Origin of the sequence: Sphingobium sp. Z007 (assembly GCF_900013425.1) — a bacterium.
In the GTDB taxonomy this organism is placed as follows: domain Bacteria; phylum Pseudomonadota; class Alphaproteobacteria; order Sphingomonadales; family Sphingomonadaceae; genus Sphingobium.
In genome coordinates this window covers 3,196,088-3,220,535 of sequence record NZ_FBXK01000005.1, presented here as the reverse complement: position 1 = coordinate 3,220,535, position 24,448 = coordinate 3,196,088, and the positions used below count along the sequence as shown (strand labels likewise).

Here is a 24,448-nt window from a genome sequence, read left to right as displayed (position 1 = left end):
TTTAAGGCTGGGTATCCGCCGTTATCGCCACCAGCGTCGGCGGCGGGACCCCGTCTGGCGCGTCGCGCGTCACGATCACGGGTGGGGGCGGATCACCAGCCGCCAATCGCGCGACCTGTGGCGGCAATGGATGAACTGGCGCAGGCGACGCGTCGGCCATAACGTCTTCGGGCGATTCCGCCGCCGCCTCATAATCCCGCAACACCCGATCACTGCTCCCCCGGTGCATCGCGTCCAGGTCAAGTCCCGCCATATCCGCCTGCCAGCGCCGCTCGGCCAGCGTCGGGCCGCAACCGGTGCAATGGATCGCCCCCGGCCCCTTTTGCGGCGCAAAGGACGTATCCATCGCGGCCTGATCGCTGATCGCCGCTTCGCTATATTCGCTGGCGTTGCGTGTCGGGCCTTGCGGGCTGGTCACATAGCCGCCCAGCCCCAAGCCCATCATCGCGGCCGCACCCAAGGTCGCGCCCGCTCCCATCCAGAAATGCGCCATCGTCATGCGGTTTCTCCCGTGCCGGTCACGCCTTGGTGCAACACTGGCTTCATCGTCTCCCATCAATCACAACGCCGGTGCCGATCACTTGTTGCATGGCGCAAAAGCCTTTGCTAAGGGCCGCCTCCTACCAAGGCACCGGCCCCGCCGGTTTCCCTGTTGATGTGCGGCCATGGCGGAATTGGTAGACGCGCAACGTTGAGGTCGTTGTGGGCGAAAGCCCGTGGAAGTTCGAGTCTTCTTGGCCGCACCATCACTATCCCGTGCCATCGCCATCTGGGCGAGAGGCCGGGGCAAACTGGCGAAACAGGCCAGAAACTTCACCCCCCAAGCGATTGGCTGTTGCATTGCAACAGGGGGTGGCGTTTGATCCGGCCATGCTCAAGGCCGCCCTACACCACCTCACCGCCTATCGTTACAACCGCCCGATCCGGCTCGGCCCGCAGGTCATCCGCCTGCGCCCCGCGCCGCACAGTCGAACCAAAGTGCCCAATTATGCGCTGAAGATCGAGCCGGCGAACCATTTCCTGAACTGGCAGCAGGACCCGCACGGCAACTGGCTGGCGCGCGTGGTGTTTCCCGATCCGGTCGATCATTTCCGCATCCAGGTAGATCTGCTCGCCGATCTCGACATCATCAATCCGTTCGACTTCTTTGTGGAGCCTTATGCGGAAAATTACCCCTTCGCCTATGACGACCAGCTGAAGACCGACCTCGCCGCCTATTTCGATATCGAGGATCAGGGGTCGAAGTTCGAGACAATGGTCGCCCAGTATGACGGCTATCAAAGTCGGACGGTCGATTTCCTGGTCGAGGTGAACCGCCGCCTGCAACAACAGGTCGGCTATGTCATCCGCATGGAGGCAGGCGTGCAGACGCCCGAAGAGACGCTGGACATCGGCACCGGCTCCTGCCGCGATTCGGCCTGGTTGCTGGTGCAGTTGCTGCGCCGCCTGGGCTTTGCCGCCCGCTTCGTATCGGGCTATTCGATCCAGCTGGTCGCCGATGTCGAACCGATCGAAGGGCCAAAGGGCGTTACCCAGGACGTGGTCGATCTCCACGCCTGGGCGGAGGCCTATGTGCCCGGTGCAGGCTGGGTCGCGCTCGACGCCACCAGCGGCATGTTCGCGGGCGAAGGGCATATCCCGCTCTGCGCCACGCCGCACTACAAGTCCGCCGCGCCGATCAGCGGCATGGCGGAACCCGCCGAAGTCGATTTCGAATTCGCCATGACCGTCAGCCGCATCGCCGAAGCGGTGCGCATCACCAAACCCTTCACGGACAGCCGCTGGGACGCAGTTATGGCGCTGGGGGCCAGGGTGGACGCGGACCTTGTCGCGCAGGACGTGCGCCTGACCACCGGTGGCGAACCGACCTTCGTGGCGACGGAGGGCGGCGATGCAGGCGAATGGAATGGCGATGCGGTCGGCCCGACCAAGGCCGCCTATGCCGACCGGCTGATCCGCAAGCTGCGCGCAGAATTTGCGCCCGGCGGCCTGTTGCACCATGGCCAGGGCAAATGGTATCCGGGCGAAAGCCTGCCGCGCTGGGCCTATGCGGTCTATTGGCGCAAGGACGGCACGCCGGTCTGGCGCGACGACAGCCTGATCGCGCCCGACAACGCCCCCGCAGGCGCAGCGCAGGTGACGGCCGCGGATGCGAAAGCCTTCCTGGCCCATATGGCTGGCAATATGGGCTTCACCGAAGACTATACCCATGCCGTCTATGAAGACCCGGCGGTGTGGGCGGTGAAGGAAGCGGACCTGCCGCTCAACGCCAGCCCCGACGATCCCAAGATCAGCGATCCCGAAGCGCGCGCCCGCATGGTCAAGACGTTCGAGCGCGGCCTCGACCAGCCGGTCGGCTATGTCCTGCCAGTGCAGCGCTGGCAATCGCAGGCCGCCATCCCGCGTTGGCAGAGCGAAATCTGGCAGCTGCGCCGCGGCCGGCTGTTCGCGGTGCCGGGCGATTCGGCTTTGGGCTATCGCCTGCCGCTGGGCTCGCTGCCCTATGTGCCGCCGTCGGACTATCCCTATATCCACCCGCGCGACACCAGCGAGCCGCGCGAGCCTTTGCCCGATTTTCGCGCCCAGGTGCCGCAACAGGCCAGCGTCGAGGATGTGCGCGCGCAGCAGGCCCAGCGCGTCGCCGGGCCGGACGGCGGCGTCGCCGCACAGGACCGGGTTGAACAGGTCTTCATCGAAGGCGCGGTGCGCACCGCCGTCACCGTGGAGCCGCGCGGCCATTATCTCTCGGTCTTCCTGCCGCCGGTGCAGGCGCTGGAGGATTATCTGGAATTGATCGCCGAGGTGGAGGCGACCGCCGAAGCGCTGCGCGTGCCCGTGCGGATCGAGGGCTATGCCCCCCCGCCGGACCCGCGCATCGACGTGCTGAAGGCCACGCCCGATCCCGGCGTGATCGAAGTCAACGTCCAGCCCGCATCCAGCTGGGACGAAACGGTGGCGATCACCGAACGCCTCTATACCCTTGCCCGCGAATGTGAACTGACCGCGGACAAGTTCATGGTCGACGGCCGATCGGTCGGCACCGGCGGCGGCAATCATATCGTGCTGGGCGGAGCAACGCTGACCGATTCGCCCTTCATCCGCCGCCCGGACCTGCTGAAAAGCTTCGTCCTCTACTGGCAGCGGCACCCGGCCCTCTCCTACCTCTTTTCGGGCCTGTGCATCGGTCCGACGAGCCAGGCGCCGCGCATTGACGAAGCGCGCCATGACGGCCTCTACGAGCTGGAAATCGCGTTGGCGCAGGTGCCCAACCCGTTCGCGGGCGAGGGCAAGACGCCGCCGCCCTGGCTGGTCGATCGGCTGTTCCGCAACCTGCTGGTGGACGTCACCGGCAACACCCACCGCACCGAAATCTGTATCGATAAGATGTTCTCGCCAGACGGCCCGACCGGTCGCCTCGGCCTGCTGGAGTTTCGTGGTTTCGAAATGCCGCCCGAAGCGCGGATGAGCCTGGCCCAGCAATTGCTGATCCGCGCGCTCGCCGCCTGGTTCTGGCGTCAGCCGCAACAGGGCGGCTTGGTCCGCTGGGGCACGACCCTCCACGACCGCTTCATGCTGCCCCATTTCGTCTGGGCAGATTTTCTGGAGGTGCTCTCCGACCTGCGCGGCGCGGGCTATGATTTCGATCCCAACTGGTTCGAAGCGCAGCGCCAGTTCCGCTTCCCCGTCCATGGCGCGGTCGATGCCGGCGGCGTCGGGCTGGAGATCACCCATGCGCTCGAACCCTGGAACGTGCTGGGCGAAACCGGCGCGATCGGCGGCACGGTGCGCTATGTCGACTCCTCGACCGAACGGTTGCAGGTGCGCGCCACCGGCCTTGTCGCCGGACGGCATATCGTGACCTGCAACGGCCGCAGGGTGCCGATGACCGCGACGTCCGTGCCGGGCGAGGGCGTGGGCGGCGTGCGCTACAAGGCGTGGACGCCCGCCAACTGCCTACACCCCAATCTGCCGGCCAACGCCCCGCTCACCTTCGACGTGCTGGATAGCTGGAGCGGCCGTTCACTGGGCGGCTGCGTCTATCATGTCGCCCATCCGGGCGGGCGCAACTACGACACGCTGCCGGTCAACGGCTATGAGGCCGAAGCCCGGCGCAAGGCGCGGTTCCAGGATTATGGCCATACGCCGGGGCAAGTCGACATGCCCGCCGCCGAACCGGCCAATGAGTTCCCCATGACCCTCGACCTGCGCTTCAAACACGCCGGGCTGTGATGGCTGCCGACGCCCTTGCGCCGCGCGCAAGCGGGGAAGCCTGGGCGGACGCCTATCTCGCCACCGCACCGGCGGGCGACCTGTTCGCCGGCGCGTCCCCCGCCACGGCCACGCGCTGGCGCGACATGCTGGGGCGACTGTCGATCCAGGCGCAGGGCGACCCGGCGACGCTGGCCGACCATGTCTCGCGCCAGGCGATCGACCTCGGCATGGCGTTCCGCCTCACCGGCGACGAACAGGAACGCTCCTGGCCGCTAGGCCCGGTGCCGCTGCTGATCGATGCAGGCGAATGGGCGCAGATCGAACGCGGGCTGGTGCAGCGCGCCAACCTGCTCGAACGGGTGATCGCCGACATCTATTCCACCCAGTCGCTGGTGCGCGACGGCAAGCTGCCCGCCAGCATCGTCACCGGCAGCCCGCATTATTGGCGGGTGATGACCGGCACGCCGCCCCCGCGCGGCCATCATCTCCATTTCTACGCCGCCGACATCGGGCGCGGCCCGACCGGCGAATGGCGCGTACTGGCCGATCGCGTACGGACGCCCGTTGGCGTTGGCTATGCGCTGGAAAATCGCCTCGCTTTGTCCCGCGCCACTGGCGACCTGCTGGGCGCCATGAACACGCGGCGGCTCGCGCCCTTTTTCGACGAACTGCGCCGCGGCCTCGCCGCCGATTGCGAGCGCACCGACCCGCGCATCGGCCTGCTGACCCCCGGCCGCTTCAACCAGAGCTATGCCGAACAAGCGCATCTCGCCCGTTATCTCGGCCTCTTGCTGGTGGAGGGCGACGACCTGATCGTGTCGGACGGGCGGCTGTTCGTGCGCACTATCCAAGGGCTGAAGCGCATCGACGGCCTGTGGCGCTGGATGGACACGCGCTTCCTCGATCCGCTCGCTTTCGACCCGAAATCCCGCATCGGCATCGCCGATCTCTATAACGCCTGCGCCCGCGGCGGGCTGATGGTCAGCAACTGGCCTGGCGCGGGCGTCATCGAATCGCGCGCCTTCGCCGCCTTCCTGCCGCAACTGGCGCGCGAAATGCTGGGCGCAGACCTGCTGTTGCCCAACATCGCGACCTGGTGGTGCGGTCAAGGCCAGGAGCGCGACCATGTGCGGGCACAGCTCGACAATCTCGTCGTCGGCTCCGCCTTCGACCAGGATGTCGCGGGCCTGCCCGACGCCCATTTCACCCCCGGATTGGCGCTGGACAATGCGCAGCGCACTACCCTGCTCGACGCGATGGCGCGGCGGCCGATGGACTATGTCGGGCAGGAAGTCGTGAAACTGTCGACCACGCCTGCGATCATCGACGGGCAATTGACCCCCCTCCCCTTCACCCTGCGCATCTTCGTGGCGCGCGACGCCACCGGCCAGTGGCGGGTGATGCCCGGCGGCTTTGCCCGGCTCGCGGCGCATGGCGACATTCGCGCCGCGCTGATGGGCCGGGGAGACATGTCCGCGGACATGTGCGTGATCGACAGCAAGCCGGTGCCGCCCGACAGCCTGCTGGGCGTCGGCGCGCCCGCCATTCGCCGGATCGGTGGGATGCTGCCGGCCAAGGCGGCCGACAATCTCTTCTGGCTCGGCCGCTATATCGAACGGACCGAAATGACACTGCGCCTGATCCGCGCGATCGTCGGCGGATCGATCGAGGCCGATCTGGGGCCTTCGCTGGCATCCCCCACCATGGCACGGCTTGTCGATCAACTGGCGCTGTGGGGCGCCATCAACGGCCGCAACGGCGCGATCGGTCCGCTCTGCGCCACGGCGCTGGGCGACGCGCGCCGGTCGGGCAGCGTGCGCGCGCTGATGGCCACCGTCGCCAATATCGGCGAAGGGCTGCGCGACCGGCTCGCCAGCGATTTCTGGCGGCTGGTCCGCCTGCCCCTGCCCGCTTTCGACGGCCAGGTCACCGAAACCCTGCTCGACGCCTCATCCCGCATGATCGAGCGGATTTCCGCGCTGTCGGGCCTGGCCGCAGAGAATATGGGCCGCACCGAAGGCTGGCGCTTCCACGATATGGGTCGCCGTATGGAGCGTGCAATCAACGGCTGCCGACTGCTCACCGCCTTCGGCAACGACCAGGCGTCAGCCGACGACCTGACCGTGCTGCTGGACCTGCAGGACAGCCAGATCAGCTACCGCACCCGTTACCTGACCGGCCCAGCCTTGCCCCCCGTGCGCGATCTCGTCGCGCTGGAGCCGCATAATCCCCGCGCCATCGCCTATCAGGCGGCGCGCCTGGCGGAGCATATCGCCGCCCTGCCCACGCTGCGCGCCGATGGCATGCCAGAAGAACCCCGTCGCCTGGCCGACGCGCTGGTCGCGCGCCTCGCGCCGCTGACCGGCGACATGCTGACGATGGCCGACATCGACGACGTGGAAAACCGCCTGCTGCGCCTGTCCGATTCGATCGGCCAGCGCTACTTCCTGCAATTGCGCAAGACGCAGACGCCGGACCTGCTGTCATGATCTACCATGTCCGCCACCAGACCATCGTCCGCTACGCCAGCCCCGTGCGTCTCGCCCGTTTCAACCTGCGGCTGCGCCCCGCGCCCTGGACCGGCCAATGGACGTCCGACTATGCGCTGACCGTCGATCCCATTCCGTCGGCCATCGAATCGCGCCCCGGTGCCTGGCCGGTCAACGTCGCCCGGCTGGTGATAGAAAATCCGATCCGCCAGCTGACGATCGAAGCCCGTTTCCGCGCCGGGGTGGATAACGGCCCGCAGATCGTCCCCCAGCCTGACGATCCAACGATCGCCACGGTCGCGCAGGCCGCCCTGCTGGATCGCGACATGGGGCCGTCCGCCCCCGCCCATTATCTCTATGCCTCGCCCCGCGCGCCGCTGCTTGCGCCGATCGGCAAGTGGGCGGGGGACATGCTCGCCCCGGACCGGCCGATCGTCGCCGCCGCGCTGGACCTGACCCGGCGTATCCAGGCGGAATTCGCCTATGAACCCGGTGCGACCGACGCTTCCACCCCGGTCGCCGACGCTTTTGCCGCACGCCATGGCGTGTGCCAGGATTTCGCCCATGTCATGGTGGTCGCTCTGCGCCTAGCCGGCCTGCCGGCCGCCTATGTCAGCGGGTATCTGCGCACCCTGCCGCCGCCCGGACGCCCCCGGCTGATCGGTGCCGACGCCATGCACGCCTGGGTCATGCTGTGGTGCGGCCCGACCCGCGGCTGGATCGGCTTTGATCCTACCAACGGGGTCATTACCCATGACGGGCATCTGTTCGTGGCGATGGGCCGCGACTATGCCGATGTCGCACCGATGGACGGGCTGTTCGTGGGCGGCGCGGGCCAGAGCCTGCGCGTCATGGTCGACGTCGCGCCGGAAGAGGAAACCGCGCTTAGCTGAACAGCAGCGGCATCCCCGTCCTCGGCCGTATGGTCAGGCGGCTGATCGGTTCGGGCTTAAACCCGGCGGGCACGGTCAACCGATAACGGCGCACGACGCTGGCGATCACCGTCATCACCTCCTGCTGCGCAAAACCCGCGCCCACGCACACCCGCGGGCCACGGCCGAACGGGAACCAGGCCTGTTTCGCCATCTCCGCATTGGCCGGATCGTCGAAGCGGTCGGGGTCGAAGGCGTGCGGGCAGGCCCAATTATCCTTGTTGCGCTGGGTCAGCCAGGGCGCGACCACCAGCATCGATCCCGTCTCCAGATGCTTGTCGCGCATGTCCATGGGACAGGTGACTTCGCGCGGCAGGAACGATACCGGCGGATAGAGGCGCAGCGTTTCCTTGAAGATATTGCGCAGCTGACCCATGTCCTTGAGCATCGCCGCGGTCAGCGGCGCATCGCCTGCGATCCCCGCAATCTCACCCCGCACCCGGTCCTGGATATGGCCGCATTCGGCGAGCATATAGAGCGCCCAGGTCATGGTGCTGGCTGATGTCTCATGCCCCGCCAGGAAGATGGTCGACACCTGTTCCATCACCTGTTGGCAGGTGAAGCTATCCCCGGTCTGCGCGTCCTTCGCCTCGATCAGCGATTGCAGGATGTCGCGATGCGGCGCTTGCCCGCGCGCGTGCCATCTTTCGTAGCGTGCCTCCACGATCGGCCGGAAAACGTCATGAATCGCGCGCGCCGGCCCCTTCGATCTCTTCTCGAACCAGCCGGCCGGTAGGCCATACAACCGCAACATCGACGCGCTATGCGCCAGCCGCTGAAATTTGCCGAAGGCGGTATGGATGATGTTCGACCGCTCGGCATCCAGCGCCTGCGAAAACAGCGTGCGAAAGATGATGTCGGCCGCCACATGGGTCATCATCGGGTCGATATCGACCGGCTTGTCCCGATCCGCAGCATCCAGCCGCGCGAGCAGGTCGTCCGCTGCCGCGACCATCAGCGGCATCGATTTGGTCAGCGCGGTATGGGCGAAGGCGGGGTTGACCATCGCCCGCTGGCTTTCCCAATCCGCGCCATTGGCCGAAAAGACGCTGTTGCCGATCAGCGGGTCCAAATTGCGCACCAGTTCGCTATGCTTGGGATAGGCGGTGCCGCCGCGCAATATCTGGTCCACCAGGCTCAGTTCGTTGGCGATATACATGGTCCGGCCGGGCGTGCGGATTTCGCCCATCTTCATCGTATAGCTTTTGTCGAAGAGCACATGGATCCAACTATGCCAGCCGCGCAGGAACCGCTTCACCAGGCCCGCCTTGCTCCGGGGCGGCTGCGGATAGGGAGGCGTGAAAAGGTCGGTCACGGGATCGTCCTGAAAGCCGCGACGGCGTCGTCCACGGTGCGGCGGCCTGCGGTCAGGCTGATGAAGTCGAGCGGCGAGAGCCGGTCGCCCACCCGCAGATAATCGAAATGCGCCTCATATTTGTTCGACCATCCGCCATGATAGTTTTCCGGCTCGTAGAACAAGTGGAAACGTGGCGATAGCATGTCCACCCGCGCCGCATGCGCGTCGGCGACCAGCCGGAACGGATTGACGTTATAATAGGCCGCGCCATCGGGCGGGGAGCTGATGTCGACATAGCGGAAGCGCTTGTCGGCCAGCGCGCGCAGATCGTCATGATACCAGGTCGCGTCGCGGCGCAGGCCGATGACCGGCACCACCTGCCCCAGCCCCAGCATGACGAAATGATCGGGCAGGGCGCCGCCGCGCAGCGCGATCAGGCGACGCATCAACCGCATGCCCAGGATCGTCCCGGCGCTGTGGGTGACGAATTGCACCTCGTCCCAGTCGCCGTCCAGTTCCTGCGCGATCCGCGCGGCGAACAGGTCGATCCGTTCGTCCAGCGCCGCGCCCGGCCCATCTGCCGCCAGCGCGCCATGATAGGTCATGAATCGCAACAGCCAGGGCACGACCAGCTTGGCCAGGATGCGCCCCGACAGAAAGGCGCTGAGCGCGATGCCGATCAGCGCCGACGCCCAGAAGGGCAGCAACAGCGACAGCAGCAGCGCGGGAACGACTGCCAGCAACAGCGGGATCAGCACCGCCAATATCGGCGGATAGAGGATGGTGATGACTGGCCCCTTACGCAGCCGGCGCATCCGCCAGAAATCCATCTGCCGCGCATGACCGGCATAGGCGCGGGCCGCGCGCAGGGCGAGGCTGAGCGGATTGCGAATCCACACCTTGCCGATCAGATCCTCCCAGCGGCAATATTCATAGTCGGTTTCGACCCCGGCCTGCAGGTTATCCACGGTCCAGCGCGCCGACACGATCGCCCCTGCCGCCCCCGCCTGCCGGCCGCCCACGGCCATTTCCTCCCCGGTCAGCGCCGCATAGCGCGCCGCCTGCTCGCGATAGAGCTGGTGGTAGAAACGCACGCCGCGTGGGTCGAAACCGCCGAGGTAGAAGACTTTACGCTTGAACTTTTCCAACAGCATCGCCCTAATCGCGCGCATGAACACGCCCGAACGCGACTACTGCTATTTCATCGACCACCGCAAATACAACCGCAATGTCGGCTGTCGAAAGCATGACAATATGTACGGCATCAATGGCGGCGGCAGCGAACGCGACCGTTGGCGCGCCGACATGACCTTTTACCGCCATATGAAGGCGAACGGCGATCCGATGGCGCTGCCATCGCTGTTCGCCTGCCTCGCGTTCGGCTGGTTCTGCTGGAACTATCATCCGGGCAAGGGGCCGTGGCGCGGTCAACTGTTGCGCCGTTTCGCCAAAGCGCCCAAATGACCGCCATGACTGATCCCACGCGCGTGCCCCCGAAACATGTGACCGCAGGCCCCATCACCTTCGGCAACGACCTGCCCTTCGTCCTGATATCCGGCCCCTGCCAGATCGAAAGCCGCGACCATGCGCTGTTCATGGCCGACGCGCTGGCAAAGGCGGCGGGCAAGGCGGGCGTGCCTTTCATCTTCAAGAGCAGCTTCGACAAGGCGAACCGGACGTCGGTGTCGGGCCAGCGCGGCGTCGGCATCGACGCGGGGCTGGCGATTCTGGCGGAGGTGAAGGCGACCCTTGGCTGCCCGGTGCTGACCGACATCCATGACGCCGGCCAGGTCGATGCCGCAGCGCAAGCGGTGGACATCCTGCAAATTCCCGCCTTCCTCTGCCGCCAGACCGACCTGCTACTCGCCGCCGGGCGGACCGGCGCGATCGTCAACGTGAAAAAGGGCCAGTTCCTCGCCCCCTGGGACATGGCGGCGGTAGCGCAGAAGGTCGCTTCCACCGGCAATGAGCGCATCCTGCTGACCGAGCGCGGCGCGAGCTTTGGCTACAACACGCTGGTCAGCGACATGCGCGCGCTGCCGACCATGGCCCAGACCGGCTATCCCGTCGTCTTCGACGCCACCCATTCGGTGCAGCAGCCCGGCGGCCTTGGCACAGCGTCAGGCGGCCAGCGCGAATTTGCGCCCTTGCTCGCCCGCAGCGCGATCGCTGCCGGCGTGGCGGCCATCTTTGCCGAAGCGCATGAAGACCCGGACAATGCCCCTTCGGACGGCCCGGTGATGCTGCCGCTGGACTGGGTCGGCCCGATGCTGGAGAAGCTCAGGGCGATCGACGAGGTGGTGAAAGGATAAAGACCCCCTCCGTTCGTCCTGAGCCTGTCGAAGGACCCGGCTGAGCGCAGTCGAAGCCTTCGCTGCGCTCAGCCCGAACGGATGTGGCTTAAGGCCTCACCTGCCCGGCCCCGCGCACGATCCACTTATAGGTCGTCAGCCCCTCCAGCGCCACTGGCCCCCGCGCATGGAGCCGCCCGGTCGAAATGCCGATCTCCGCGCCCAGCCCGAATTCGGCGCCATCCGCGAACTGCGTCGACGCGTTCCACATCACGATCGCGCTATCGACGGCATTAAGGAACCGCTCTGCCGTCGCGCCATCCTCCGTAATGATCGCATCGGTATGATGGCTCGCATGGGCCGCGATATGGGCGATCGCGTCCTCCACGCCATCGACCAACCGGACAGAGACGATCGCATCGAGATATTCGGTATCCCAATCCTGCTCGCTCGCCGCAACAACGCGCGCGTCCATCGCCTGCACCGCCGCGTCGCCGCGCACTTCGCATCGGGCGTCGAGCAAAGCCGTCACCAGCGCCGCCGCCGCGCCATAGGCGCGATCGATCAGCACCGTCTCGGTCGCGCCGCACACGCCGGTCCGCCGCATCTTGGCATTGACGACCAGCGCCTGCGCCATGGCGGGGTCGGCCGCGCCATCGACATAGCTGTGGTTGATGCCGTCCAGGTGCGCCAGCACCGGCACCCGCGCCTCTTCCTGTACCCGCGCGACCAGGCTCTTGCCGCCGCGCGGCACGATCAGGTCGACAAATTCGGCGGCCTTGAGCAACGCGCCCACAGCGGCCCGATCGGTGGTGGGCACCAGTTGCACGACGTCAGCAGGCAGCCCGGCGGCGACGATGCCCTCGACCATCGCAGCATGGATCGCCCGGTTGCTTTCCTTCGCCTCGCTGCCCCCACGCAGGATCACGGCATTGCCCGCACGCAGGCACAAAGCCGCCGCGTCCGCCGTTACATTGGGGCGGCTTTCATAGATGATGCCGATCACGCCCAGCGGCACGCGCACCCGGCTGAGTTCCAGCCCATTGGGGCGCGTGACCGCGTCGATCACGCTGCCCAGCGGATTGGCGAGCGTCGCGACCTGCTCCACCCCCTCAGCGGTGGCGGCGACTTGCTCCGCGTTCAGCTTCAGCCGGTCAAGCAGCGCAGGCGACAGGCCATTGGCCACCGCATTGTCCATGTCGCGCGCATTGGCGGCGATGATCGCTGGGGCCTGGTCCCGCAACGCCTGCGCCGCGCGCCGTAGCGCATCGGCCTTTTGCGCATCGCTCGCTTGCGCGATTTGCGCGGCGGCGCGTCGGGCGCGCGCACCCATCGTCGCAATCAGCATTTCGGGGGTCTGGGTCAGGTCGTTCATGAAAACTCTCGCCGAAAGGTCGGCCGCGCCTTAGCATGAAAGCGGGCCGAAACGAAAGCGGCGGACCTTGGAGAGAATTAGTGCCGACGACCGGATCATGGGTCGCAATATGATCCGGCCGCCGGCCCAGCAGGACGAACCCGCCTGCGTCATTTTCTACGCGGTCGTTACGGCCGCCGCATACCCCAAAGGGGGTAGGCGAACAAAAATTCGGAAAATCAGTGGCTGATGAGGCCAACGATGCGCACCAGCTGCGATTCCCGGCTGCACCCGGTCTTGTCGTAGATGCTGCGCAACTGCACCTTGAGCGTTTCGACCGACACGCCACGGGCCAGCGCGATATCCTTGCGTGCTTGTCCTGCCGCCAGCCGGATCGCAATGTCCGCTTCGGCCGGGGTGAGACGGAAGGTCCGCGTCAGCAGTTGCACGTGCCGATCGGTCGGTGCGCCGACGCGGGCGATGACGATTGCGCGCGGGGCGAAGGGCAGCGCCCATGGGCGCACCGGCAGCGGATGGAATTCCAGCATGATCGCAACGCCGCCTGCATCGTCGGCCAGCGCGACCGGATCGGCCGGCCGGCCGGGCGGATCGATCACGGCGCGCATCGCACGCCCGATAGCGCGGGTTTCGTCCGCCCGCGCGCTCGCCAGCCAGCCGTCGCTCACCCTGATCCGGCTGGACGACAGCAAAGCCTGCGCGCGCGGCGTCATGCCGCCTACCCGCCCCGTCGCATCGAGCAGCCAGCAGGCCCGGTCCATCGCCTCGAACGTGCCGGACAGCAAGGCGAAGCCCTGTTGCTCGATCGCCTGCTGGAGCCGGACGGCATTGCGCGCATGGACCGCAATCTGGCCGAACAAGTCACGATCCTGCTGGCTGGTCCGTCCATCCTTGCTATCGCGCAACAGCGCCAGCCCGACCATCTGGTCGTTATCGGCCACCAGCCGCGTCTGGCACCCATCGAAAATATCGAAGTCCGAGCATAGGTCGAGATAGGCGTCGGACCGCAGCGATTGCCGCGCGACATCGTAATGGGCTTCGTGAACGATCGTCGGGCGGTCTGGCAGCAGGTCCGCCGCCACCCTGAAATTCAGGTCGGGCGTGGACTGGTCGATCGCCCCCGTCTTGGTGACGATGCTGGCGTCGATATCGCTGATCCAGTTGAAGCCGGATGCACCCGGTCCAAAGCCGATCAATTGCCCATGGCGAGACCCCGTGGCGTCGGCCATGGTCTTGATCGCGTCCCCCCATTTTTCCGGCTCCAGCGCCGCGGACAGGAACAGGTCCGCCCATGGATCGCTACCGTCGGCGCGCATCGCCATTGCCTTCCCCCATACCCCGTCACCGGGTTAGCCAAAGCCTAGGGGAAGTCAAATGGGCAACAGGCCATGCTATTGATCGCGGCGAAAAAATTGACCTATATCAGGACTAAGGTCAGGCGGCCTGTGCCAACGCTTCCTGCCGGACCGCGCGGATCATGCGGCAGGGCGGAATATTGCGCCATTCCAGCGCATCGCTGACATCGCCGAACAGCGGGTTGAGCAGGCGCAGCACATAGCGCGAATATTGGTAGATCAGGAACGCCCCGCCCGGCCGCAAGGCGCTGCGTGTTTCCGCGCAGATCGCTTCGCCCACGCCTTCGGGAAGAGTGGAAAAGGGGATGCCCGAAAGCACGTAATCGGCCTGATAATGGCCTGCCTCCTTGATGAAACGGCGCACGTCGGCCGCCGATCCATGCACCACGCGCAACCGCGGATCATCTATCTCCGCTTCCAGATGGCCCAGTCGGCCCGAAGCTGCGATTTTGGCCAGGTTGAAGAACGAACACTGAACGCTTGATTGATTCTACCAGGACCGTTGCTGACCACCGACCTCGTAGATATCGGCTTCCATGGAGCAATTGTAGCTCTCTGCGATGTTGAACATCTCGGAGAGGAGGCTTTGGATTTCCTCATCAAGGGAAATGCCATCCGGATCGGGGTCATAGGCGACGGTCAGTTTGTAATCACAATTGCCGTTTTTTACCATGGCGTAGTCGCGTTCCAGCATCGCCTCAATCCGCTCCCGAGCGGGTTTTCTACCTCTTCCACGCTTGTTGAAGTTCTCGATAATCAGATGCAGGGCGATGCTGGCAGTGGGCGGCTTTTCCGGCAGTTTGGTCTGTGACGGAATAATGTCGAGCGCCCGATAGACGGTCATTCGTGAGACCTTCAGGTCGCGGGCAACGCGGGCCTTGCTGGCGCCGGCGGCAAGGCGACGGCGGATTTCATCGTCATCGACGTTCTTCTTCCGGCCTTTGTAAACGCCTTCGGCGCGCGCCGCTTCGATCCCGGCGCGCTGACGATCCTTGATGAACTTCAGCTCCATATCGGCGACCATGCCGAGTATGGTGATGACCATTCGCCCCATGTCGCCCGCCGTCGTCACCTCTGGCTCAAGGATGCGCAGCGAAGCTCCCTTTTCATCAAGCTCATGCACCAGGTTCAGGACATCGCGCGTGGAGCGGCCGAGCCGGTCGAGCCGCAGCACGACCAGCTCGTCGCCGGTGTGCATAAACTGCATGATCGTTTCCAGTTCCGTGCGCCCGCTCCGCGAGGCCCCCGATCCGGTCTCGGAACGGATAATTTCGCAACCTGCATTCTTGAGGCGGCCAATCTGGATATCCAGATCCTGGTCCGTGGTGCTGACGCGGGCATATCCGATACGAGCCAAGTGCAAAATCCGTCACATTAGGGTGGCTCTTGCAGTGTATCGTCACATTGAGCGCAAACCCACCCTTTTGTGACAGACGAATGGTGTCACTCGGCCCTATCACTCTGGGGTGTACCCAAATGTTATAGGCCGATCAGCCGCCTCACGCTGCAAGCCGTCCAAAATCAATCCGGTCGTTCAGGTCGAGGTCGAAGCGGCCATAAGGGTTCACATGACTGTAGATCAACGGCGTGAGACCACGATAATCTTCCGGCGTCATCCGCCCCGCCCACTTCGGCTCAACCAGTACGGTCTGAAGCATGCGGGTGTTCACATACACCAGCGACGCTTGCAGGAGGTGTAGCGCCAGAACGGAGATTTCCTGCTCATGGATGCGGTTGGTGGCGATCTCGCCGCCCTTGCCGAAGAACACGAAACCATTAGCGCCGTTCCAGTTCTCAACCACATTCAGCCCTTCGTGGATCTCGCGGCGGAATGCCTCCTGACGCAAATACCGGCATAGGAAGATTGTTTTGACCGCGCGGCCGAGTTCACTCAGCGCCTTGTAGGTCGGGTGCATCACTTCGGCTCTGGCAAACCGGAGCAGGATCGCTTCCGGATCGGCGGTGCGCGATTGCATGGCAGCGGCATATTTGACCATTTCGTCATATTGTTGCTCGATCTCGTCCCAGTCGATCGGGCTGGAGAGGATCGGCAGTAAATTGGAAAGCCGCGTGCGCATGCCGGCTTGGGGAAGGGCCAGTTTCTGGCGTGCCACTGCTTTCAGCCGCGGGGCAAGCTCAAATCCAAGGAGTCGGCAGAACGCAAAGCCGACTGCGCTCTGGCCGTGGCTATCGACGTACTGGCGCTGGATTTCCATGTCGGTGCAATGGCGTAGCACGCCTTCGATCATGGAGGCGACCTCCGAGGAAGAGCACCGCTTGAGCTGGGAATAAACGCAGGTCGCGCGCTTCTCCACATGCCAGTAGATCATGACGCCACGGCCGCCATAGCGGGCGTGCCATTCCGTCATCAGGTTGCGGTCCCACGCGCCGAACTTCGTTGAATCGGACGCGCATGCCGTGCCCGCATCTCCCCATACTGCGGCATTGCGGATTGCCAGTGTCGCGTTTGCTACCCGCGCGCACGCCTCCCTCAGCGCTGGCGCGTGGATGAAACGGCGATGGACATGCAGCAATTCCTCGTAACTGACATCGGGTGTTGCGCCAGCGACCCGCTTGAGCCCGGCGTTCGTGCCCAAGCCATAGAGACACAGCAAAAGACGCTGAGCCAAGGCTGCTTTCGACAGGGTAACCCGCGAGGCCGACGTTTCGAAAGCATCCATCAATCCCGTGTCCAGAGCAGCCTCTTTCAACACGTCCAGCAGTCCGGTCATCGGCCAGCGCTGACCGATCTCGCTTTTGATCGAAGCGAGACCCTTCGGTTCGGGCAAGGGCTTGAACGGTGTAATCGATATCCGGTTGTCGCCGCGCCACAGGAGCCGGACCTTGTCGTTTTGTGGAATATTGGCATTGAGGAGCAACAGTTCCCGTTCAAGCTCCTCCCGGATCGAGGCGCAAAACGCCTGCGCATCTGGCGTCAGGCTGAGGCCGGAATAGTACGCATCTCGCCTGATCTCGAAGTCCTTGGGAAGATCGTCATCGGGATTGCGATAGCGATCCGCCCCGACCACCCAGATTTCTTTGGAGCGGATGCGGTCGCGCAGTTGCGTCAGGACGCAAAGCTCATAGCTGATCCGGTTTACCCGCCCATCGTCATCAATGACGGAACTGCGCCATCGCGCTGGAATCACCTCATCGATCGGAACATCCTGCAATGGCACGAAGCGGCATCCGCCATCCACCTTGCTCCTGATCCAGTCGAGGGCCGCCAGGACCGGCCGCCACACCGCGTTGTTCGACCGGAACTCAAGTACGGAAAGCAGGCTTGGCAGCATGCGCCGGTAATGATTGGCCCAGGAACCACGCATCACCTTGTAGATGCGCCGGTCCAGAGCGCCCTTCGCATGGCTCTCCTTGACGATCGCCGCCAGCTTGGCCTTACCGGCGATCGGGAAAATGACATCGCAGATGCGCCCCGATGGTTCATTGATCGAGGCGCTGGCGATCTCGACCAGCAGGCGCTCCTTTCCATAGACCCGCTCGATGTCTTTCGCGATATCGCCCACCACCTTGCGTTTCGAGCGCGTTCCGATCTTGTGAACGGTTTCGATCAGCAGGTCGATCATCGCGTCAGTGAGTTGCGCCTCCCGCGACATTAGATAAATCGCATAAAGGCCGAGCTGTCGCGCCGGCGCATGCCGGCGCATCTCCGAGGCCTTTTCACCGGCAACGCGGCGAACAATCTGATCGACCCATGGCTTGCCCGTAGCCGTCAGGAGATCATGGGGAAGATCAAGTCTCTGGATAAAGGCGAGTTTCTCGGTCACGTCGAGAATGTTGTCGAGCGTTGCCTGTCCGGCGTCACCCTTCATCCTGTTGAATCCGGTCGAGCTGTCCGGATCGGCAAGCGAGGCTTCCAATAACGCCACCGCATCTGACGAAAGCCGATCACTGGCTCCGATCAGCCAGGTGTCCAGATAATCTTGCCGTTGTGAGCGAACGACACGTTCAAGCTCCTTGCGCGACGGCCCATAAATACGCCGGTCCCGGCACCACAGGAAAACATGCTCAAGCATGGCATTGATCGACTGGCCGCCCGGGCACAGCTCGCCAGCAATCCATTCCGTCAATTGCGCGCGATCCACCCGCTTCATGCGGTGATATCCAAGATGGATCAGGATCTCCGCACAATGCCGTCGTGCTGTCCGACTGGAAAAGTCATAACCGGCTATCTCGCCAGCCTCGACACCGAGTTGCTCGGCCAGATACGAGAGGCCATCGGTAGGGATTGAGCCGGGATCGATCGCGAAAAACCCCAGGGAAGCGAAGAATTTCAGCTGCGCGGCGAGGCCAAGGCGCGTCAGGGCCGGCTTCGAATTTACAAAATCAATATCGGCAAAGCTCAGGCTCCATCGTCCGATCAAATCCCCGCCCGGAATACTCCGATCCATCAACCCACTCCCTATGATGGAGCGAACTGTCCTCTTCTATGATTTCCATCGTCAATACCGAATGCCACGTTCCCAAAACGTTCTCCGACTTGGCCAAAATCGCAGCTTGGGGCCGACTGGGCCAAGATCGAGCGACGAAGTCGAGGTTGAGGTCGATCGCCAGCAGCATCGCATCAGCCGGCAAGCGGTCGAGGATCGATCGGGTAAATGTGCCGACGCCGGGTCCATATTCGACGAACAGCCGGGTATTGCGCCAATCGACCTGGTCCAGCATCCGGTCCACCAGCGTGGCGGATGAGGGAATGACCGACCCGATCATGCCGGGATGCTTGACGAATTGGCGAAAGAACATGCCCCATTGGCTGAAAAATGATCCGGTCTTGCCCGCACCCGCTTTGTTCTTGTTCTTCTTCAATGGAATGGAGGCCATCAACACCCGCCTATATGGATACTGCACGTCGCCTTGCAAATCCCGGCCTCGCTGGCAAGCGGCTTTGCAACACGAATGTCATGAACGCGGCGGCGGCGGATGGGTTCAATCCGCCGCCGCCCGTTCCGTCGGCCCGACTGGCTCAGTCGGTCCGGTCGCGTGACCGGACCATGCCCGGCGCGATAAAGCCGATGGGATCGACCTGCATCGCCCGCTGCTTCAACTGCGCCTGGATCTGCTCATATTCGCGCTCCATTTCCGGTGTGACGGACGCGCGGGTGTCGTCCAGTGCGCTCTCGAAATGCGCCTGCGTCACCTTCTCGACCGACAGCGACTGGCGTAGCGCGAACAGACCCGCGCGCCGTACCAGATCCTCCAGGTCCGCGCCGGTGAACCGATCCGTCTCACGCGCCATCCGATCGAGATCGACGTCATCGGCCAGGGGCATCTTGCCCGTGTGGATGCCCAATATGCGGCGACGCCCCGCTTCGTCCGGCACCGGCACATAGATGAGTTCGTCGAACCGCCCCGGCCGCAACAGCGCCGGGTCGATCAGGGTCGGGCGATTGGTCGCGCCGATGACGACCACCGACTGCAATTCCTCCAGCCCGTCCATCTCGGCCAATATGGTGTTCACCACCCGCTCCGTCACCGCTGGTTCGCCAAGACCGCCACCGCGCGCGGGGACCAGGCTGTCCAGTTCGTCGATGAAGATGACGGTGGGGGCCACCTGCCGCGCGCGGGCGAACAGGCGGGCGATCTGCTGCTCGCTCTCACCATACCATTTGGACAAAAGGTCGCTGGACTTGGTGGCGATGAAGTTTGCCTGCGCCTCCCGCGCTACCGCCTTGGCCAGCAATGTCTTGCCGGTGCCGGGCGGGCCGTAAAGCAGGAAACCCTTGGCCGGACGGATGCCCAGCCGACGGAAGGCATCGGGATTTTTGAGCGGCAGTTCCACCCCTTCCTTCAACCGCATCTGCGCGTCGTCCAGCCCGCCAATATCCTCCCAGCTGACATTGGGGGCCTGCACCATCACCTCGCGCATGGCCGAAGGCTGGACGCGCTTGATCGCGGAGAGGAAATCCTCGCGCGTGACGGACAATTCCTCCAGCACGTCGGGCGGGATCGTCCCGTCCTCCAGGTTGAGGCGCGGCATGAAGCGGCGCACCGTTTCGATCGCCGCCTCGCGGGTCAGCGCAGCCAGATCCGCGCCGACGAAGCCATAGGTCATGCGCGCCAGCTCGGCGAGGTCGACCTTGTCGCCCAACGGCATGCCGCGCGTATGGATGCCCAATATCTCGCGGCGACCACGCTCGTCCGGCACGCCGACGATGATCTCGCGGTCGAACCGGCCGGGCCGGCGCAGCGCCTCGTCGATCGCTTCAGGCCGGTTGGTGGCTGCGATGACGACCAGATTGGTGCGCGGCTCCAGCCCGTCCATCAGCGTCAGCAACTGGGCCACCAGCCGCTTCTCCGTCTCGCCCGTCACCTGCCCGCGTTTGGGCGCGATCGAATCGATCTCGTCGATGAACAGGATCGACGGCGAGGATTTGGCCGCCGCCTCGAAAATCTCGCGCAGCTGCTTTTCCGACTCGCCATAGGCCGACCCCATGATCTCCGGCCCGTTGATCAGGAAGAATTCGGCGTCCGATTCATTGGCAACCGCGCGCGCCAGCCGCGTCTTACCGGTTCCCGGCGGGCCGTGCAGCAACACCCCCTTGGGCGGATCGACGCCCAGCCGGGTGAACAATTCGGGGTAGCGCAGCGGCAGCTCCACCATCTCGCGCAGCTGGTCGATCGCATCGGCCATGCCGCCGACATCGTCATAGGTCACATCGGCGCGGCGCGATTCGCGCGGCTCCTCATATTCAGCGCGCAGCTCCACCTCGGTATCAGCGTCGATATGGACGATGCCCTTGGGCACCGTCGACACCACCACCAGGCGGATTTCCTGCAAGGCATAGGCGGGCGCGGCCAGCATCTGGCGCAGTTGCGGCGGCATGTCGCCGGGCGGAACCTGCTGCTGCCCCGACGTCGCCACTACGTCGCCCGCCGTCAGCGGCCGCTGATAGAATACACGCTTCAACGCATCGGGATTGCCCTGCAAGCGCAGGTTATTTTGTGCAGGCGCGAACACCACGCGCTGGGCGGGTCGCGGCTCCGCCTTCGCAATCTCTACAAAGTCGCCGGAGCCGACCCCGGCATTGGCGCGCTGCAAACCGTCCAGGCGCAGCACGTCCAGCCCTTCATCCTCCTTATACGGCCGCACCACCCGCGCCGATGTCGATCGCTTGCCGATAATCTCGATCACATCGCCTTCGGCGAGTTGCAATTGCGCCATCACCACCAGCGGCAGGCGCGCTAAACCGCGCCCAGCATCCTCCGGCCGCGCATTGGCGACCTGAATCCGGCGTCCGCTATTGTCCTGATCGGCCACTCGCCATCCCCGTCTTTTCCGTTCCGTAACGAGATAGGGAACGCAAGCACGCGCGAAAAGAGGCAAGACGCCGGATCGTCGAACGAAAAAAAGGGCCAGCCCGAAGGCCAGCCCTGAAAGTTTTAGGAGAGGATGCCTGAAAGGCACCTCCTATGTGCAGCGCGACACATTTTATTGCAAGTGCGAAAAGATGTGCGGAGTTGCAAAAAATGCATCTTGCCATTTTCCGCATTTTCCTGCTCAGTGTGGTGAGGATGCTTGAACCCCGGCTCGCGATGCGCCCGACAAGAAGACATGACGCGGCGCAGCGCACCGGCTTTGATATTTGACGAGATATGCGCAGATTGCCGCCCCTCACGGCCCTGGAGGCCTTTGTTCAGGTTGCCCGCCTGGGGTCCGTCAAGGCGGCGGCGGAGGAGCTTGCGCTATCTACGCCGGCGCTCAGCCGCCGTGTCCAGGCGCTCGAACGCTTCATCGGCCGCCCCCTGTTCGACCGCAAGCACCAAGCGCTGGAAATCAACGCGGAGGGGCAGCGGTTGCTGGACGATATCGCGCCGGCGCTGGATTCGCTGTCGCAGGCGCTGGAAAATATCCAGAGCGGCGGCAACCAGCTGCGTCTGCGCCTGGCGGTAATGCCGCTATTCGCGACGCAGCGGCTGTTTCCCCATCTGGGCAAGCTGCGCCAGCAGCACCCCCAACTCCATATCGATATCGAAACGACACCTCACGCCGTAGCGCGGCTGGGCGAAGGCTTGGACGCAGCGATCGTGCTGTCGAAGGATATCGATCCCGCGCTCTACGCGCATGAACTGGATCATGAAGAAGTCTATCTGATCGGCCGGCGCGAATTGCTGGAGGGGCCACAGGCGCTCGCCTCGCCCACGGAACTGGCGCAGCAGACGATCCTGCTGCATCGCGACATGGCGATGTCGTTCGACGCCTGGAAGGAGGCCGCCGGCCTGCCTGACCTGCAACCGCTGGCGATCGACAATTATGATTCGGGCCAGCTGATGCTGGAGGCCGCCGCCCAGGGGCTGGGCGTCGCCGTGATGCACGCCAGCCATTATGAACAGTCGGGCGATCCGCGGTTGGTGCGGCTGTTCCCGATCCACGTCGAAAGCCCCTATCGCTACTTCTTCGTCTGCCGCCCGCGCGCGTTGCAGACCCGCGCTGTGCGCATCTTCCGCGACTGGCTGGTCAGTGCCGATATCTGACCCGATTATTTCGCTCTCGACGCCTTAACCTTGTTTCCCGCCGTCCGTTATGAAGCATCATGAACGGGGCAAAATCTTCTTCCGCCAGCCCGCAACATGGGTTGACCGATCGTCTGGCACGCTGGGCCAGGGGATTTTCCGGCAAATCCGAGGAGGATAGCGTCGAGGAGGAATCACGGCCGCGCAGCGGCACCGCATCCCACCGGGAAATCAATCGCAGACGGCAGCTTTACGCTGATATCGGCGATTTTCTGTTCGCCCATGACCTCGATCTGACGCCGATCAATTTCAGCGTCGCGCTCGATTATCTGACCGGCGCAAATATCGGCGTCGAAAAGGCGATCCAGGCCGTGATGATGGAGCGGGGCAAGATCACCAATGGCTGGATCGAAACGATTGCGGCCGAACAACGCTCCGATGAAGTCACGCCCGAATCGCTGGCGATGATGCTGGACAAGGTGGAGGAGAACCTGACCCAGTTCACCGGCCTGATGCATGAGTCACGCAATTCGGCGAAGGATTATGGCGCCGCGCTGCAGGAACAGGCCAAGGATCTGGGCGAAGGTCGCGACAATGAGCCGGTGCTGGCCCGCTTGGTCGGCCTGACCCGATCGATGGTCGAAAAGACCCGCCAGGTCGAAAGCCAGCTACGCGACAATCAGCGCCAGACCCAGGCGCTCAAGTCCAGCCTGGAAAATGCCCGCCGCGCTGCCGAACATGATCATCTGACCGGCCTGCCCAACCGCCGCGCCTTCGAAGGCGTGCTGCGGGATGAATTGGCTCTGGCGCAGCAGAACGGCGAACTGCTTTCGGTCGCCTTTTGCGACATCGACCATTTCAAGCATGTCAACGACACCCACGGCCATGACACGGGCGACCGGGTGTTGAAATTCGTGGCCGGTCTTCTGTCCAAAGCGTCCAATGACCGCTGCCATGTCGCGCGGCATGGGGGCGAGGAATTTGTCATGCTGTTCCGCGGCAAGAGCGCCGCCGAAGCCTGCGAAGCGGTCGACAGCGTTCGCGAAGATTTGGCCAGCCGCAGCTTGGTCAACCGCACCAATGGCGAACGTATGGAGAGGGTGAGCTTTTCCGCCGGCGTCGCCAATGTGCTGTTCTATGAAGACCCGCGCGCCGCGCTCAAGGCCGCCGACCGCGCGCTATACCTGGCCAAAGAACATGGCCGCAACCGCGTCTATCTCGCGGCCGAGGTGGATTGAGGCACCTCCGCCGGGGAACGGGAACGCCCCTCAGAAATCCGGCTTCTCATAATGAGCCGGTGGGGTGATGACCTCCATCCGCTCCGACAGCAACGGCCGGAAGGACGGGCGCGACTTGAAGCCCGCATACCAACGCCTGACCGGCTCATGCCCCTGCCAGTCGATCCCGCCCAGATAATCCGCCACCGACAGATGCGCCGCCGCCGCAATATCCGCCAGGCTCAGCGTGCCCCCCGCCATCCAGCTGCGATGGTCCAGCAGATAGTCCATATAATCCATATGGACGTTTGCCCGCTTCATCGCCTCGCGCAGGATGCGCGCATCAGGCGGCGCGCGCTCGATCAGGCGCTTCTTCATCCGCTCGTGCAACAACGGGCCGACCACGTCGCCATAGAAATTCTGGTCGAAAAAGGCGGTCAGCCGCCGCACTTCCGCCCGCCCCGCGGCGGTGCCGGAAATCAGCGGGAATTTCTCCACCGTCTCTTCGAAATATTCGCAGATCGCCTGGCTGTCGATCAGGGTGACGCCCTTGTCCGCGTCCGCCATTACCGGCGTCGTGCCCGCCGGGTTCAGGTCCAGAAACTCGTCACGCATCGCCCAGGGCGATTCCCGCACCAGATCATAGCCAATGCCCTTCTCCCCTAAGAGAAGCCGGACCTTGCGGGAAAAGGGGCAGAGCGGGAATTGATAAAGCAACCACATAAGCGACCCCTGTTAGGCGCGGGCGCGCCGCGGGGAAAGCGACAAAATGCCGGGACGATAGCTTCGCGCCGCAGCGCTATCGTCCAAAGGG

At 64.4% G+C, this 24,448-nt stretch carries 16 protein-coding genes, 1 tRNA gene and 2 pseudogenes; 8 read left to right on the top strand and 11 right to left on the bottom strand.

What is annotated here, in order from left to right:
* Position 1: 1 nt before the first annotated feature.
* Positions 2 to 499 (bottom strand): hypothetical protein, encoded by a 498-nt coding sequence (locus CEQ44_RS23535; RefSeq protein ID WP_088182432.1) that lies wholly within the window; start codon positions 497 to 499, stop codon positions 2 to 4.
* A gap of 160 nt (positions 500 to 659) precedes the next feature.
* Between CEQ44_RS23535 and CEQ44_RS23530 the strand changes: the two genes are divergently transcribed.
* From CEQ44_RS23530 to CEQ44_RS23515, 4 genes are all read left to right on the top strand, one after another.
* Positions 660 to 746 (top strand) — tRNA-Leu (locus CEQ44_RS23530).
* Positions 747 to 870: 124 nt separating this feature from the next.
* The gene (locus CEQ44_RS23525; RefSeq protein WP_088182431.1) at positions 871 to 4,230 is read left to right on the top strand and encodes a DUF2126 domain-containing protein; all 3,360 of its coding nucleotides are present in this window, start codon (positions 871 to 873) and stop codon (positions 4,228 to 4,230) included.
* Entirely contained in the window at positions 4,230 to 6,701 is a 2,472-nt protein-coding gene (locus CEQ44_RS23520; RefSeq protein WP_088182430.1) for a circularly permuted type 2 ATP-grasp protein, read from the top strand. Before CEQ44_RS23525 ends, CEQ44_RS23520 begins: the two co-directional genes overlap by 1 nt.
* Positions 6,698 to 7,594: a transglutaminase family protein gene (locus tag CEQ44_RS23515; protein WP_088182429.1), complete on the top strand. Its 897-nt coding sequence runs from the start codon at positions 6,698 to 6,700 to the stop codon at positions 7,592 to 7,594. Before CEQ44_RS23520 ends, CEQ44_RS23515 begins: the two co-directional genes overlap by 4 nt.
* On the opposite strand, the gene CEQ44_RS23510 is transcribed toward CEQ44_RS23515, so the two are convergent.
* Complete coding sequence (locus CEQ44_RS23510) at positions 7,587 to 8,948, bottom strand: cytochrome P450 (RefSeq protein ID WP_088182428.1); 1,362 nt, start codon at positions 8,946 to 8,948, stop codon at positions 7,587 to 7,589. The genes CEQ44_RS23515 and CEQ44_RS23510 overlap by 8 nt on opposite strands.
* Positions 8,945 to 10,078 (bottom strand): hypothetical protein, encoded by a 1,134-nt coding sequence (locus CEQ44_RS23505; protein WP_088182447.1) that lies wholly within the window; start codon positions 10,076 to 10,078, stop codon positions 8,945 to 8,947. Before CEQ44_RS23505 ends, CEQ44_RS23510 begins: the two co-directional genes overlap by 4 nt.
* Positions 10,079 to 10,100: 22 nt before the next feature.
* On the opposite strand from CEQ44_RS23505, the gene CEQ44_RS23500 reads away from it, so the two are divergent.
* Entirely contained in the window at positions 10,101 to 10,394 is a 294-nt protein-coding gene (locus CEQ44_RS23500; RefSeq protein WP_088182427.1) for a hypothetical protein, read from the top strand.
* 5 nt (positions 10,395 to 10,399) lie between these two features.
* Positions 10,400 to 11,242 carry a 3-deoxy-8-phosphooctulonate synthase gene (kdsA, locus tag CEQ44_RS23495; RefSeq protein WP_088182446.1) on the top strand — a complete coding sequence of 281 codons (843 nt, stop codon included), beginning with the start codon at positions 10,400 to 10,402 and terminating at the stop codon, positions 11,240 to 11,242.
* 88 nt (positions 11,243 to 11,330) lie between these two features.
* On the opposite strand, the gene CEQ44_RS23490 is transcribed toward kdsA, so the two are convergent.
* From CEQ44_RS23490 to CEQ44_RS23460, 7 genes and pseudogenes are all read right to left on the bottom strand, one after another.
* Positions 11,331 to 12,596, bottom strand: a complete 1,266-nt coding sequence (locus tag CEQ44_RS23490) for a glutamate-5-semialdehyde dehydrogenase (RefSeq protein ID WP_088182426.1) — start codon at positions 12,594 to 12,596, stop codon at positions 11,331 to 11,333.
* 218 nt (positions 12,597 to 12,814) lie between these two features.
* Positions 12,815 to 13,915, bottom strand: a complete 1,101-nt coding sequence (locus CEQ44_RS23485) for a helix-turn-helix transcriptional regulator (RefSeq protein WP_088182425.1) — start codon at positions 13,913 to 13,915, stop codon at positions 12,815 to 12,817.
* A gap of 112 nt (positions 13,916 to 14,027) precedes the next feature.
* A pseudogene (locus CEQ44_RS23480) lies at positions 14,028 to 14,378 on the bottom strand (methyltransferase); the annotation flags it as partial.
* A gap of 60 nt (positions 14,379 to 14,438) precedes the next feature.
* On the bottom strand, positions 14,439 to 15,305 hold the full coding sequence (locus tag CEQ44_RS23475; RefSeq protein ID WP_006953933.1) for a recombinase family protein: 867 nt from the start codon (positions 15,303 to 15,305) through the stop codon (positions 14,439 to 14,441).
* Between the two features lie 142 nt (positions 15,306 to 15,447).
* Positions 15,448 to 18,357: a Tn3 family transposase gene (locus CEQ44_RS23470; RefSeq protein ID WP_021224283.1), complete on the bottom strand. Its 2,910-nt coding sequence runs from the start codon at positions 18,355 to 18,357 to the stop codon at positions 15,448 to 15,450.
* 130 nt (positions 18,358 to 18,487) lie between these two features.
* A pseudogene (locus CEQ44_RS25430) lies at positions 18,488 to 18,787 on the bottom strand (class I SAM-dependent methyltransferase); the annotation flags it as partial.
* A 142-nt stretch (positions 18,788 to 18,929) separates the two neighbouring features.
* The gene (locus tag CEQ44_RS23460) at positions 18,930 to 21,224 is read right to left on the bottom strand and encodes a CDC48 family AAA ATPase (protein ID WP_088190108.1); all 2,295 of its coding nucleotides are present in this window, start codon (positions 21,222 to 21,224) and stop codon (positions 18,930 to 18,932) included.
* Positions 21,225 to 21,559: 335 nt separating this feature from the next.
* Here CEQ44_RS23460 and CEQ44_RS23455 point away from each other — a divergent pair, with 335 nt between their 5' ends.
* Together CEQ44_RS23455 and CEQ44_RS23450 are read left to right on the top strand one after the other, a co-directional pair.
* Positions 21,560 to 22,438 (top strand): LysR substrate-binding domain-containing protein, encoded by an 879-nt coding sequence (locus CEQ44_RS23455; RefSeq protein ID WP_088185357.1) that lies wholly within the window; start codon positions 21,560 to 21,562, stop codon positions 22,436 to 22,438.
* A 59-nt stretch (positions 22,439 to 22,497) separates the two neighbouring features.
* Positions 22,498 to 23,655 (top strand): diguanylate cyclase, encoded by a 1,158-nt coding sequence (locus CEQ44_RS23450; RefSeq protein WP_088190109.1) that lies wholly within the window; start codon positions 22,498 to 22,500, stop codon positions 23,653 to 23,655.
* Positions 23,656 to 23,685: 30 nt separating this feature from the next.
* Here the strand turns inward: CEQ44_RS23450 and CEQ44_RS23445 are convergent, their stop codons facing one another.
* On the bottom strand, positions 23,686 to 24,357 hold the full coding sequence (locus CEQ44_RS23445) for a glutathione S-transferase family protein (RefSeq protein WP_088185356.1): 672 nt from the start codon (positions 24,355 to 24,357) through the stop codon (positions 23,686 to 23,688).
* Positions 24,358 to 24,448 lie beyond the last annotated feature (91 nt).